Raw genomic sequence first — 13,864 nt, 5'->3', positions numbered from 1 at the left:
CGCCATGAAAGAACCCATCACACTTGGTGATGTGCTTTCTGCCCGCAAGACCATCGCGGGACACGTGATCCATACACCACTGCGTCCGTCTGCCAGCCTGTCTGAGCGGATCGGATCGCCCGTGTGGCTGAAATGCGAACACCAGCAATATACCGGCAGCTTCAAGCTGCGCGGGGCGGCGAATGCCGTTCTGAAACTGTCGCCCGAACAAAAGGAAAAGGGCGTTGTCGGGGTATCGACCGGCAATTATGGCCGCGCCCTTGCCAATGCGGCACTCAATGCCGGGGTTCGCGCCGTGATCTGCATGTCCGAACTGGTCCCGAAAAACAAGGTCGAAGGCATTCGCGCCCAAGGGGCCGAAATATGCATTTCCGGCACGTCACAGGACGAAGCCCAAAAGGAAGTGGATCGTCTGGTTGCGGAAAACGGCATGACCATGCTGCCCCCCTTCGACCATGCCGACATCATCGCCGGGCAGGGAACCCTTGGCCTTGAAATCCTTGAACAGCTTCCCGAAACCGACACTCTTCTGGTGCCCCTGTCCGGTGGCGGGCTTCTGGCCGGTGTGGCCCTTGCCGCAAAGTCGATCAATCCGGCGATCCGGGTTGTCGGCATTTCGATGGAACGCGGCTGTGCGATGATCACAAGCCTTCAGGAAGGCAAACCGACCGCGGTTAAGGAACTGCCGACACTGGCCGACAGTCTGGGCGGCGGCATCGGGCAAAACAACCAATACACCTTCGATATGTGTGCCGATCTGACCGATGACTTTGTTCTGGTGAATGAAACCCAGATCGCGGACGGCATCCGCGCCGCCTATCACGATGACCAGCAGGTCATCGAAGGGGCGGCTGCCGTTGGCATCGCGGCCCTTCGCGCCGGATTGATCGACAATCCCGGCACCACGGTGGTTCTGTCCACCGGCTGCAATATCGACATGGATTTGCATAAACGTATTGTCGGCGGCGAAGACGTCGACCTGATGGCGGAGTAACCGATATGCCCAACATCAGAATTCTGACCGAAACCGACCTTCGCAACGTTATCACCCTTGATACCGATGCGATTGCCTGTATCGAAAATGCCTTTCTGGCACTGGCGACCAAGGATGTCCGCATGCCGCCGATCCTTCGGCTTGATATCGACGATCACAATGGCGAGGTCGATGTCAAAACCGCCTATGTGCCGGGGCTCGACAGTTTCGCCATCAAAATCAGCCCCGGCTTCTTTGACAATCCCAAGCTTGGCCTGCCGTCGGTCAACGGGTTGATGAACCTGTTTTCGGCCAAAACCGGCCTGCTCGAAGCCGTGATGCTCGATAACGGTTATCTGACCGATATCCGCACCGCCGCCGCCGGGGGCGTTGCCGCCAAACATCTGGCGCGCAAGGATGCCAAACATGCCGCGATCTTCGGGGCCGGTGTGCAGGCGAAATTGCAGCTAAAGGCGCTTAAACTGATACGCGGCATCACATCGGCCGCCATCTGGGCACGCGATATGGCCAAGGCCGAAATCTGTGCCGCCGCCTGCGCCAGCGAACTTGGCCTTTCCGTAACCGCAACGCCCGATGGCCGGGCCGCGGCACAGGATGCTGATATCATCGTCACCACCACCCCCGCACGTGAACCCGTCCTTTTATCGGACTGGGTCAAACCCGGCACCCATATCACCGCCATGGGGTCGGATGCGGAACATAAAAACGAAATCGACCCGGCATTGATCGGCCGGGCAGACCTTTATGTGTGCGACAGCCTTTCGCAATGCCGGATTCTGGGTGAATTGCATCATGCCATTGATGCCCGGATCATCAGGGCCGACCACACATTTCCAGAACTGGGGCAGATTATTGCCGGATCGGCGTCGGGACGTGCTTCCGACGATGCGATCACGGTTGCCGATCTGACCGGTACGGGTGTCCAGGACACCGCAATCGCCACCCTCGCCCGGGCGCGCTGCGATGCAGCCAAGGCCGGGACCGAGATCACGTCGTAATAACAAAGGGAAACAGGGTCAGGAAAAACTGAAACCCCGCCTTTTTTTGGAGGCCTGCAATGAGCCAGGTTGAATTGAATTTCACGCGCGAGGAATATGCCGAGCGTCTGGAAAAAACAAAAAAAGCCATGGTGGAAAAGGGGCTCGATCTTCTGATCGTGACCGACCCATCAAACATGGCCTGGCTGACCGGCTATGACGGCTGGTCGTTTTATGTTCACCAATGCGTGCTTGTCCCGATAGAGGACGACCCGATCTGGTTCGGGCGATCACAGGATGCAAACGGGGCAAAGCGCACGGTCTATATGACCCATGATCGCATCATCCCCTATGCCGATTACTATGTGCAATCGACCACCCATCACCCTATGGATTACCTGTCCGAGGTGATCGAACATCGCGGCTGGGGCACGCGCAATATCGGTGTTGAAATGGATAACTACTATTTCTCCGCCAGATGTTACGCCCAATTGCAGGCCCATCTGCCCAATGCAAAGTTCCATGATGCCACGGCACTGGTGAACTGGCAGCGTGCCGTAAAGTCCGAGACCGAGATTTTCTATATGCGTCAGGCGGCCCGCATCGTCGAAAACATGCATGAACGCATTTTCGAAGTCGTTGAACCGGGCATGAAGAAAAACGAACTGGTGGCCGAAATCTATCGTTCGGGGATTGTCGGCATTGACGGGATCGGCGGCGATTACCCGGCGATTGTGCCGCTGCTGCCGTCGGGTGCCGATGCCGGTGCGCCGCATCTGACCTGGGATGACAAACCGATACCGGGCGATGCAGGGACGTTTTTCGAGATTGCCGGTTGCTATAAACGCTATCACGCGCCGCTGTCGCGCACGGTCTATCTGGGGCAGCCCGAACAGCGTTTCCTTGATGCCGAAAGTGCCCTGATCGAAGGCCTTCAGGCCGGGCTCGAAGCCGCCAAACCCGGCAATGTCTGCGAAGATATCGCCATTGCCTTCTTTGGCGTGCTGCAAAAATACGGCATCCACAAAGACAGCCGCTGCGGATACCCCATCGGGCTTTCCTATCCGCCCGACTGGGGCGAACGCACCATGAGCCTGCGCCCCGGTGATCGCACGGTTCTTGAACCCGGCATGACATTCCATTTCATGCCCGGTCTCTGGTTTGATGACTGGGGGATCGAGATCACCGAAAGCATGATGATCACGGAAACCGGCAGCAAGACACTGACCAGTTATCCAAGGCAGTTATTCGTCAAAAACTGACGCGAATACCGCCGATCAAAATCGCACCGCAGATAAAATGCCGGTGCAAGACTGCCACGCAGGATACCGACGGTCGCGGTATCCTGCATTATGCAAGGAAACGGCCATGACAAAGAAATCCCCGATTACGCCAACCATCCCGTTCGATCAGGATGGCGTTCATCACGGCTTTTTAAAGCTGCCCTATTCGCGTGACGATTCCGCGTGGGGGGCCGTGATGATCCCGATTACGGTCATTCGCAACGGCGATGGACCAACCGCCCTTCTGACCGGCGGCAATCACGGCGACGAATACGAAGGACTGGTATCGCTGTTCAAACTGGCGGGGAAGCTCTCGCCCGCCGAAATCCGCGGGCGCGTCATCATCCTGCCCGCCATGAACTTCCCGGCATTCCTCAATGCATCGCGGACATCCCCGATTGACAAGGGCAACCTTAACCGCAGCTTCCCCGGCAAGGCCGACGGCACGGTGACACAGAAAATCGCCGATTACGTTCTGCGCCATCTGGTGCCCGAAGCCGACATCGTCCTTGATCTGCATTCCGGCGGCAAGACGCTGGACTTCATTCCGTTTGCCGCCGTCCACGTCCTTGAAGACAAGGAACAGGAAGCCCGCTGCATAAGCGCGATGAAGGCCTTTGCTGCCCCCTATTCGATGATGATGCTCGAACTTGATTCGGTCGGCATGTTTGACACCGTGGTCGAAGAAGCCGGCAAAACATTCGTCACCACCGAACTGGGCGGCGGCGGCTCGACCACGGCCGAACGGGTGGCGATTGCGGATCGCGGGGTGCGCAACCTTCTGATCCATGCCGGTATTCTGACCGGTGAACCGGACGTCCCCGACGAGGGCAGCGTCATGCTTGATATGCCGGACGGCAATTGCTTTGTCGCGTCGGTTTCAGGCGGCCTGTTCGAACCCTGCGTCGATCTGGGTGAAACGGTGCTGCGCGGTGATCTGATTGCGCGTGTTTACGATGCCAACCGGACCGGCGGGGTGCCAACCGAATACAAGGCACCGCGCGACGGTATTGTCGCCTGTCGCCATTTCCCCGGCCTGATCAAGACCGGCGATTGTCTTGCCGTCATTGCCGAGGTGGTCGGGAAATGATCAGGCTGGATGATCAGGATCTGAAAATCCTGCTCACGCTGCAACGCGAGGGGCGCATCACCAAGGTCAAACTGGCCGAGGCGGTGAACCTCTCGCCAAGCCCGTGCTGGGAACGGCTCAAACGCCTTGAAGACCTTGGCGTGATTTCGGGCTATCACGCGCATATCAATCTGGAAATGCTGGTCAAGCCGACCCTTGTGATGACCGAGGTGACATTGCGCCATCACCAGCACGAGGATTTCGCGATTTTCGAAAAGGCGGTTCAGGATATCCCGGAAATCGTCGAATGCTACGCCCTTGGCGGCGGGGTGGATTACATGCTCAAGGTGCTGTGTCGTGATGTCGATGCCTATCAGCGTCTGATCGACGGGCTTCTGATCGCGGGGATCGGCATTGACCGCTATTTCACCTATATCGTCACCAAAAAGGTCAAGGTAACACCGGTCCCGCCGATTGACGCCCTTCTCGATTCCGGGGGACGAAAATAACACCTAACACCCAATACCCAACATTGACGGGCGAAACACCCTATCCCCTGAATTTAAACGCTTCCCAACCTGCCAAACTTGTGGCGAAATCGGTTTTATCAGATGGCCTATGGGGGATGGGTGATGAAACCGGGCGTTACGATGATCAGGACCATGACCGTCGGCATTTTGGCTATCGGCCTTGCCGCCTGCCAGACGGTCACCCCATCCCCATCCGCCCCGGCACCCTCGCCCGTCCCGTCGCAAACACCCCTTGCCCCGGCCAATGTTTCCGATCCCGGCAGCATCGCCTTTCGGATTAACCCGTCGGGCAACGGGGCCTATTACGGCTGGCAGATGCAGATCGTAAAGGCGGCGCGCAACAAGGGGTTCAAGCCCTTCACCACCGAACAGCTTTCCGCCGGACAGATGAAGGAATACACCCTGTGGCCCGACAGCTATCAGGTCAGGGTCTATCGACTGGGTGAACTGAAATCGGAAAGCTGGGTCGATGTGCTCCCCGGCGAAGTGACGGTGGTTTATGCCGATTACGGTCTGTTTTCCGAAGACGTCAAAATCAGCCGCGAACCCGACCCTGCCCGGATTGATCCGAATATCGACACCACGATATGGCGCATACCGATCAGCATCACCTATGGCCCGGAAACCCTTTTTACCGATAACGGATACCAGGCGGAATATACCGGCCCGCAAAATAACGGCAATCCGGTCGGCACCGGCACGGTCGAAATCACCCGCAACGGGCAGCCCTTTGCCGAAATCGACAATGCCGACATTACCGGCGAAAAAATCACTGGCGACATCGAATATGCCGATGGCCGCGTGGTGGACGGCGAATATCTAAGCGACAGCCGCCAGATCGAACCGGGCAGCACGACCAAATGGCCCGATGGCACAAGCTTTACCGGTACCTATCGCCTGTTTGACCCGCTTGAAGGTGAATTGCGCATGGCGGACGGCAATGTCTGGCAGGGACCGGTGCGCGAACGCAAGCCTTCTGGTCAGGGGCGCCTGACCTGGTGGGAAGGCGGCTGGATGGAACTGCCCGAAGGATCGGCATTCCCAAGCCAGACCGGCGAATTCGTCTGCGGCGGGGAAACCGTCGCGGCCGGTGAATGCTATTATTATGGCGGCAAAAAGCTTTCGGGGCCGGACGAACTGGCCGCCCTGATCGAACGTGATCGTCAACTTGCCGCAAAAGCCGCCGAAGCCGCCGCACAAAAAGCCGCAACCGAAGCCACCCAACAGCAGGTCGCAGCCCAAGGCGGCTGCCGCAATGCCAGCGGCACATTCCGCGACAATACCGGCAATTCCACCCTTCAACTCGACTCCCCCGGACAGGGGAGTGGTAATTTCATCACGTACACCTATGGCAGTGCCCAGAAATACCGGTTCGAGATCGGTTTCACCTATGTCACCACGCCCGACAGCATTTCGGTCACCTATGGCAACGGCACCTATAGCGATGCGGCAACCGGGCAGGTCCTGCAACGCATGAGTGTGCCATCAGGCACCGTACCATGCCGTTTTGACGGTAATCTTCTGGTCATGGACGGGGTCGAATACCGGCAGTAATCAAACGAACAAACCGCCCGAAAACATCCCTACCTGCAATTAAACTCTTGGGCGAAACAAAGGCGAAAAGCGGCCAAACCGCCCCAATCCCCTTGATATTGGCCGCAAATTTGCCCACAGGCACACGTAACATTTTTGTCAGATGACAAGGAGATTGTTGCGTGTCTGCACCTGAAAAAACCAGTGAGTCTGCGGAAAACAACCGCGGCGATAAAATCTTTTTTGCTGCTTTCATGACCGGCATCGCCGCGATCAGCTTTGGCATCGGTGCGTTTGTCATACTGGCCGAAGTCCCGCCCTACCAGTCGATGAAAAATGCCTGGCGCGCGGGCACGGCATTATGGGAACAGCGCACCAAATATAGCAGCGTCGAACGGCTTGATTTCTGGTCCCCGGCCCGCACCGAAGAAACCGGTGTCACGATCAATAAAACGGACAAGACCCAGAAAGGTCTGACCCTGTATTCGTCGGGTGACGGGCCGCATGCCGTTCTGATCGATATGGATGGCAACATCGTCCATGAATGGCGCATGCCGTTTAGCGAAATCCACGATGAAACATCGCCGATCCCCAACCCGCAAAAAGACGATTTCATGCATTGGCACACCGCCAAAATGGCACCGGATGGCGACCTGATCGTGCAATATACCGCGGCGGGCGATACGCCCTATGGCTATGGCATGGCCAAGATCGACCGCAACTCCAAACCGGTCTGGAAATATCTGGGGACCGCGCATCACGATTTTTCGATTGCGCCCGATGGCCGGGTTTATGCCCTGACACAGGAATTCCGCTTTAACACATATCCCAACCGCAAACAGCTGACCCCGCCGCGGCTTGATGATTTCGCGGTGATCCTGTCCCCCGAAGGCAAGGAAATCAAACGTGTCTCGATCCTCGATGCGCTGATCAATTCAAGCTACGCCAACATGGTCGATTTCGCGCCCTATTTCTCGAACGAGGACGTGCTGCACACCAACACCATCCAACTGATTAGCGAGGAAACCGCGCAAAACTTTGCCAAGGGCAAGGCGGGAGATGTGGTTCTGTCCTTCCGTGATCTTGGCATCATTGCCGTGCTTGATATGGATGCCGAAAAAGTCGTTTGGGCAACACGCGGCCCATGGCTTGGCCAGCATGACCCGGATGTCCTGCCAAATGGCGATATCCTGCTGTTTGACAATCAGGGCCAGCTTGCCGATCCGCAAGCCGGACAATCGCGCATCCTGCAAATCGATCCGGAAACCAACGGCATCACCTGGGAATACAAGGGCACAGCCGAACAGAAATTCGACAGCAACATACGCGCTGATCAGCAACGCCTTGCCAATGGCAATACACTGATTACCGAATCAAGCGGCGGACGACTGCTCGAAGTCACCCCGGAAGGCGAGATCGTCTGGGAATTCCACAATCCGATCCGCCGTGATGATCCCGATAATCCGGGCAAGAAACTGATCCCCGTTGTGTCGCAGGCCGAGCGCATCAGCGACGAACGCGCGGCCCTTTATCGCGATACCGACTTCACCCCGACCTCCACGAATGGAGACACCCAATGAAACAGAACATGAAACTGCTTTCCATCGGAACCGTGACGATTGCGGCTACCACCCTTCTGACCGCCCTGCCCGCACAGGCCTATGTCGGACCGGGTGCCGGGCTTAGCTTGCTGTCCGCTTTGTGGGCGGTTCTGGCCGCCGTGTTTGTCGCGGTTGGCTTTGTCCTGCTGTGGCCGATCCGCAAGATGATGCGCAACCGCAAACGTGCGCAGCAGGGCACATCCAATACCGCCTCGCATTCGGCATCTTCCAGTGCATCCCATCAGCCCAAAGCCTGATCGGGAACAGCGACGGAAAGAATAAAGCATGGGAATACTCGATTGGCCCGCCCCCGCCTTTGGTGCGCTTGATACCCTGATGGCAGATGCCCTTGGGCCGTTTGGCCGTGTCCTGATCTGGGCGTTGATCTGTGCCGTGATATCGATGCTGCTCTATAAATGGCTGTCACCGCAAACCCGCATCAAGGCGATCAAGGAACGGCTGAAAGAAGCCCGTCAGGCCATGGCCGAAGACGACGGCGAAGACTTTGCCGAAGGCATGAAGCTGGCCAAGGCGCAGTTGGCCCAATCGCTGAAACTGGTCGGTTTTGTCATCGGCCCGGCGGTTGTCGCATCCCTGCCGGCCCTTGCCCTGATTGTCTGGCTGGACGGGCAATATGGGTATAGCTGCCCGCCCCCCGGACAGCAGGTTTCGATCACCACCCAGCCGGAAAATGCCACCATCGAACAGGTCGGCATCAATCCGACCGGATTGGAAGACGGTGCCTGCCCCGTCGTTCAGGTGCCCGGTGCCAATGACGGCGAAACCTATCTGGTGGCACCGGCCGCCGCCATTCCCGTGATCCATCAAAAACAGTGGTGGAATTTCATCATCGGCAACCCGGCGGGCTATCTGCCCGACGACAGCCCGGTAACACAGCTTCGTTTCGAATTGCCAACCCAACACATCATCAGCGCCGGCCCCGACTGGGCGCGTGGCTGGGAACTGACTTTCTTCCTTGCCCTCATATTGGGGTCGCTGGCGATCAAAAAAGGATTTCGCATCGAATGACGGGCCAAACAACATCCGAAAAATCAACCACACCCGCGTCTAATGGCGCAGCCTTCCATGTATCGGGCTGGGATAACTGGCTAAGCGGCCTGATTGCCCGCCATCCGATGCAATGGATCAGACTTGGCAATTTCGAAACGAAACTTGCCAGTGATGCGATTGAAGATGTCCAAATAGAAAAGCCGGTCTTTGTCGCAGGGCTCGCCCGATCCGGCAGCACGATCCTTCTGGAAACGCTCGCCCGCCATCAGGATGCCGCAACCCATCGTTACCGCGACTATCCGCCGGTTTTCACGCCCTATCTTTGGAACAAGTTTGTCGATCTTGCCCCCAAGGGCAAGGAAGTCGCGGTTGAACGCACCCATGCGGACGGCATCAACATCACGCCCGAAAGCCCCGAAGCGTTCGAGGAAATGATCTGGATGGCGTTTTTCCGCCACCTGCATGACGTCAATGAAAGCAACGTCCTTGACGGTCAGATCAGAAACCCGGCGTTCGAGAAATTCTATCGCGATCACATCCGCAAACTGATCCATATTCGCGGTGGCAAACGTTATATCTCCAAGGCGAATTATCTGGTCACCCGGATGGAATATCTGCTCTCGCTCTTCCCCGATGCCCGGTTCGTTCTGCCGGTGCGTGACCCGTTATGGCATATCGCATCCCTTGCCAAGCAGCACGACCTGTTCTGCAAGGGCGAACAGGATAACCCGCGTGCGATTGCCCATATGCAGCGTGTCGGCCATTACGAGTTCGGCCTTGATCGTCGTCCGATCAATACCGGCGATCTGCATGCCACCCGACAGATCATGAAACACTGGAAAGACGGCGAAGAAGTTGCCGGCTGGGCCCATTACTGGACCGACCTGCACCATTACATTGCCGATCGCATGACCGTGAACAAGGCCCTTAAAGATGCAACACTGGTGGTCCGGTACGAGGATTTCGTCGCCGACCCGGCAAATCAGTTGCGCCGCCTGTTTGACCATGTTGATCTGCCCGACGCCGAACCGATCATCAATGAAGTCGCCCCGACCATTCACGCGCCGACCTATTACCGCCCGAAATTCAGCGATGATGAAATTGATCTGATCCGCGATGTCACCGCAATTGCCGCGGCCCGTTTCGGCTATGACGGCACACAGCAGGACGGTGCAGGTGTCGCAAAAACAAAACGCGCCTAGGGATTTTCAAATCCCCGGCGCGTCCTGAATCAATCGATATCCGATATCCGATATCTGGCAAAAGCGATCAGTGATGGTCGCTTTTGCGCCCTGTGCCCATATGCCAGAAATCCCAGCCACAAAGCGCCAGCGTGATCCCGACCATAATGCCAAGGTCCCAGCGCGTGACATAGCCAAACAGAATGCCAAGAAAACCGGCAAACACGATAAAGGCCAGGATCGCCATTGCCTGATCAAGACGTGACGTGGTCATGACGATGCTCCTTCATTTTCAGAATTCGACAAAAATTCAACAAGCCAGCGCGCCGTTCGAAGCAACCGCGCATCATCGCCGCGCCGCCCGACAAGCTGCACGCCCATCGGCAATCCGTTTTCCGCCCAAAGCAACGGCACCGTAATCGCAGGCGTGCCGCACAACGTCCAAAGACCGTTGAAAATGGCATTTCCCGTCGTATCAAGGTTTCCGGGCGCTGGCCCCGGCGCTGCCGGGGTAATGATCGCATCGCAACGCTGGAACACTTCATCAAGCGCAACATTGTAAAGATCGCGCCAATCAAGTGCCGCAAGATAATCCCGCGCCGTTACCCTGTTCCCGGCATCAAGCGCCTCTGTCATCTGCGGGGACAATTGATCGCGCCCGCGCTTTTCATAGCTGTAATAACATTTCGCCATTTCGGCAAAATTGATCTTGGCGCGCAAATCCGCCGCATCATCAAATGCCTTGGGCAACGGGGCTTCGAAACACTGTTCGCCAAGCGCACTGGTCAATTCGCGAAACGCCATCACGGTATCGTCGTCGGCCACGGTGTCAAATTGCGGCGGACGAACAAAAGCCAGTGTCGGCGTCACCAGCGGCTCGGTCCGGGCCGTTTGAAGCAACCTTGGCACCGGCTGCGGCATGGTCGCGGGGTCACGGGCATCATGACCAAACAGGATTTCGGCAATCAATGCCGCCCCTTCAACCGACCGGGCAAAAACACCAATGGTATCAAGTGTCGGCGACTGGGTCAGAACCCCCGTGCGGGCAATCGCGCCAAAGGTCGGCTTTAACCCGACCACCCCGCAAAAGGATGCTGGTCGGATCACCGACCCGCCGGTTTGCGTCCCCACGGCAAGCGGCACCATCGCCGCGGCCACCGCCGCCGCCGATCCGGCCGATGATCCCCCCGGTGTATGGGATGTGTTGTGCGGATTTCGGGTTTTCGACGGGCACATGAAGGCCATTTCGGTCGAAACGGTTTTCCCCATGATAATCGCACCCGCCGCACGCAGCCGTTCGACAAGCACCGCATCCTCGGTCGGCACCCGCCCGGCATCAAGCGGGGTACCGTTTTCGGTCGGCATCCGGGCGGTATCAATCACATCCTTCAACCCGACCGGCAGCCCATGCAACGGCCCGATGGGCATGCCAGACTGGCGGCGCGCATCAAGTGCACGGGCCTGCGCCATCACGTAATCACCATCCAGATAGGCCCATGCCTGAATTTCAGGTTCAAGGGCCGCAATCCGCTCTAGGCAGGCTTCGGCATATTCCACGGCGCGCACCGCCCCACTTGCCAGACGGTCGCGCAATTCAACAACATCAAGATTAAGCAACGGATTAAGGGTCATGACCACATCCTCCTATCGTGCACCATAGAACAGATCAGGCAGATGGAACACGATCTGGGGGAAGGTATACATCAGCACCATGCTGACAATCACCATGAACAGGAATGGCATGATTCCCTTGAAAATATCCGTCAGCAAAACACCCGGAGGCGAAACCCCCTTGAGGTAATAGGCCGACATTGCCATTGGCGGCGTCAGGAAGGATGTCTGAAGGTTCAGCGCAACCAGAATGCCAAAGAACAGCGGATCAATATCAAACAGCGGCAGCAGCGGCAGGAAGATCGGCACGAAGATGATGATGATCTCCGACCATTCCAGCGGCCAGCCCAGCAGGAAGATGATCAACTGCGCCAGCAGCAGAAACTGAAGCGGCGTCAGATCAAGTCCGCCAACGAATTCGGCAATGACATGCTCGCCCCCCAGATACGAGAACACCGACGAGAAAGTATAAGACCCGACAAACAGCCAGCACACCATCGCCGATGTCCGCACCGTCAGATAAACAGATTCCCGCAACCGGTCAAAGGTCAGCGCACGATACGCCAGCGCCAGAACCATCCCGCCCAGCGCCCCGATGGATGCCGCCTCGGTCGGGGTTGCCAGACCAAACAGGATCGATCCCAGAACCGCCAGAATAAGGAATGCCAGCGGGAAGAACGATGTCGCCAGCAACCAGAGAACCTTGAGCAGGGGAACATCGGGAATTTCATCCGATGTCGGACGCGGCGCGGCTTTGGGCTGCAACAGGGCACGCCCCATGACATAAACCAGATACAACCCGACAAGTGTCAGTCCCGGCAACAATGCACCGGCATAAAGCCGCACGATCGATACCCCCGACGCCGCGGCATAAACAATCAGCATGATCGATGGCGGGATCAGAATACCCAGCGTCCCGCCAGCACAGATGATGCCGGTGGCAAAGCTTTTGTCATAACGCGCTTTCAGCATCGCGGGCAGTGCCAGCATCCCCATCAGGGTCACCACCGCACCGACAATCCCGGTCGCGGTGGCAAACAGCGCGCAGGTCACAAGGGCCGCAACCCCCAACGAACCGGGCACATTTTTGGCCGCAATATTAAGTGTCGAAAACAACCGATTGACGATATTGGCGCGTTCAACGATGTAGCCCATGAACAGGAACAGCGGAACCGCGGTCAGGACCTCGTTGGACATCACCGTATATGTCTGGTTGATGAACAGATCGAATATCCGGTTATTCACCGCCCCTTCGACCCAGGTGATCGCCGATGTCAGACTATCGCTGTCCTCGGCCAGACGGTTAAAGGCACGCCACATGCGTCCTGCGTCAAAATAGGCGTAGTAACCAAAACCGATCCCCAGCGCCATCAGCGTAAACGCAACGGGAAAGCCAAGGAAAACAAGCATAATGAAGATGCCAAGCATCATCAGGGCGACATGTGCGTCAATCACGTTTGCAGCTCCGTTCGGACCGGTTATCGCGGAATTCGATTTGGTTAATTGTCTTTTGCGACATGCTGCTTCATCAGCAATTCTTCGGTTTCTTGGACATCGTCATCAGCACCCCGCCAGTATCCTTCGCGGATACACATGATGCAGCGCATGACCTGTGCGATCCCCTGAATGAACAGAAGAATGCCTGCGGCCACCATGATCGACTTGAACTGGAAAATCGGAACACCCGCCGGGCTGTTCACGCTGACTTCCCCGTATCCCCACGACCGTGACGAATATTTCCAGCCCGACAGGATCAGGGCGGTGATACCGGGAAAGAAAAAGAAGATGTAAAGCACAAGATCGACACTCGCCTGTGTCCTTGGCTTCCAGAGACGATAAAGGAAATCACCCCGCACATGACCGCCGCGTGAAAGCGTATAGGCCCCGCCCATCATGAATAACGAACCATACATGATGAAGGACACATCAAGTGACCATGTCGTCGGTGCGTTGAAAACATAACGCGCCATCACTTCGTAACTCATTCCCAACGTCATCAGGATGATGAGCCACCCGAAAGCCTTGCCAAACCAGGCCGAAAGCTTGTCCGCGAATTCAATAAAACTGATCATGA

Annotated in this window: 14 protein-coding genes; 10 read left to right on the top strand and 4 right to left on the bottom strand. The window is 57.1% G+C overall.

Annotation, left to right across the window (positions count from 1 at the left end; all coding sequences use genetic code 11):
- Positions 1–4 precede the first annotated feature (4 nt).
- The 10 genes from eutB to P8T57_RS12020 all read left to right on the top strand — a co-directional run bounded on the left by eutB (position 5) and on the right by P8T57_RS12020 (position 10,200).
- Complete coding sequence (gene eutB, locus P8T57_RS12065) at positions 5–994, top strand: hydroxyectoine utilization dehydratase EutB (RefSeq protein WP_341363236.1); 990 nt, start codon at positions 5–7, stop codon at positions 992–994.
- A gap of 5 nt (positions 995–999) precedes the next feature.
- On the top strand, positions 1,000–1,992 hold the full coding sequence (gene eutC, locus P8T57_RS12060; RefSeq protein WP_341363235.1) for an ectoine utilization protein EutC: 993 nt from the start codon (positions 1,000–1,002) through the stop codon (positions 1,990–1,992).
- Positions 1,993–2,051: 59 nt separating this feature from the next.
- Positions 2,052–3,233, top strand: a complete 1,182-nt coding sequence (doeA, locus tag P8T57_RS12055; protein WP_071239610.1) for an ectoine hydrolase DoeA — start codon at positions 2,052–2,054, stop codon at positions 3,231–3,233.
- A gap of 106 nt (positions 3,234–3,339) precedes the next feature.
- A complete protein-coding gene (doeB, locus tag P8T57_RS12050; protein WP_007088947.1) occupies positions 3,340–4,344 on the top strand; it encodes a N(2)-acetyl-L-2,4-diaminobutanoate deacetylase DoeB in 1,005 nt (334 codons plus the stop codon).
- Positions 4,341–4,832 (top strand): Lrp/AsnC family transcriptional regulator, encoded by a 492-nt coding sequence (locus P8T57_RS12045; RefSeq protein ID WP_063093082.1) that lies wholly within the window; start codon positions 4,341–4,343, stop codon positions 4,830–4,832. The genes doeB and P8T57_RS12045 overlap by 4 nt, the downstream gene beginning before the upstream one ends.
- A 123-nt stretch (positions 4,833–4,955) precedes the next feature.
- Entirely contained in the window at positions 4,956–6,407 is a 1,452-nt protein-coding gene (locus P8T57_RS12040; protein ID WP_341363234.1) for a hypothetical protein, read from the top strand.
- Between the two features lie 161 nt (positions 6,408–6,568).
- Entirely contained in the window at positions 6,569–7,966 is a 1,398-nt protein-coding gene (locus tag P8T57_RS12035) for an arylsulfotransferase family protein (protein WP_341363233.1), read from the top strand.
- Positions 7,963–8,244 carry a hypothetical protein gene (locus P8T57_RS12030; RefSeq protein WP_037988199.1) on the top strand — a complete coding sequence of 94 codons (282 nt, stop codon included), beginning with the start codon at positions 7,963–7,965 and terminating at the stop codon, positions 8,242–8,244. The genes P8T57_RS12035 and P8T57_RS12030 overlap by 4 nt, the downstream gene beginning before the upstream one ends.
- 28 nt (positions 8,245–8,272) lie before the next feature.
- The gene (locus tag P8T57_RS12025) at positions 8,273–9,016 is read left to right on the top strand and encodes a hypothetical protein (RefSeq protein WP_341363232.1); all 744 of its coding nucleotides are present in this window, start codon (positions 8,273–8,275) and stop codon (positions 9,014–9,016) included.
- Entirely contained in the window at positions 9,013–10,200 is a 1,188-nt protein-coding gene (locus P8T57_RS12020; RefSeq protein ID WP_341363231.1) for a sulfotransferase, read from the top strand. Before P8T57_RS12025 ends, P8T57_RS12020 begins: the two co-directional genes overlap by 4 nt.
- A gap of 67 nt (positions 10,201–10,267) precedes the next feature.
- Here the strand turns inward: P8T57_RS12020 and P8T57_RS12015 are convergent, their stop codons facing one another.
- From P8T57_RS12015 to P8T57_RS12000, 4 genes are read right to left on the bottom strand one after another with little or no spacing between them, the layout of a single operon-like run.
- Positions 10,268–10,453, bottom strand: coding sequence for a hypothetical protein (locus P8T57_RS12015; RefSeq protein ID WP_007088954.1), 186 nt, complete (start codon positions 10,451–10,453; stop codon positions 10,268–10,270).
- Positions 10,450–11,811 carry an amidase gene (locus P8T57_RS12010; protein WP_341363230.1) on the bottom strand — a complete coding sequence of 454 codons (1,362 nt, stop codon included), beginning with the start codon at positions 11,809–11,811 and terminating at the stop codon, positions 10,450–10,452. Before P8T57_RS12010 ends, P8T57_RS12015 begins: the two co-directional genes overlap by 4 nt.
- Positions 11,812–11,823: 12 nt before the next feature.
- Complete coding sequence (locus tag P8T57_RS12005; protein ID WP_007088956.1) at positions 11,824–13,245, bottom strand: TRAP transporter large permease subunit; 1,422 nt, start codon at positions 13,243–13,245, stop codon at positions 11,824–11,826.
- A gap of 44 nt (positions 13,246–13,289) precedes the next feature.
- Entirely contained in the window at positions 13,290–13,862 is a 573-nt protein-coding gene (locus P8T57_RS12000; RefSeq protein WP_007088957.1) for a TRAP transporter small permease subunit, read from the bottom strand.
- Positions 13,863–13,864 lie beyond the last annotated feature (2 nt).

Source organism: Thalassospira sp. SN3W (assembly GCF_038070535.1).
Lineage (GTDB): Bacteria > Pseudomonadota > Alphaproteobacteria > Rhodospirillales > Thalassospiraceae > Thalassospira > Thalassospira xiamenensis.
The sequence above is the reverse complement of the archived record's forward strand: the minus strand, read 5'-3'. Positions and strand labels throughout refer to the sequence as shown.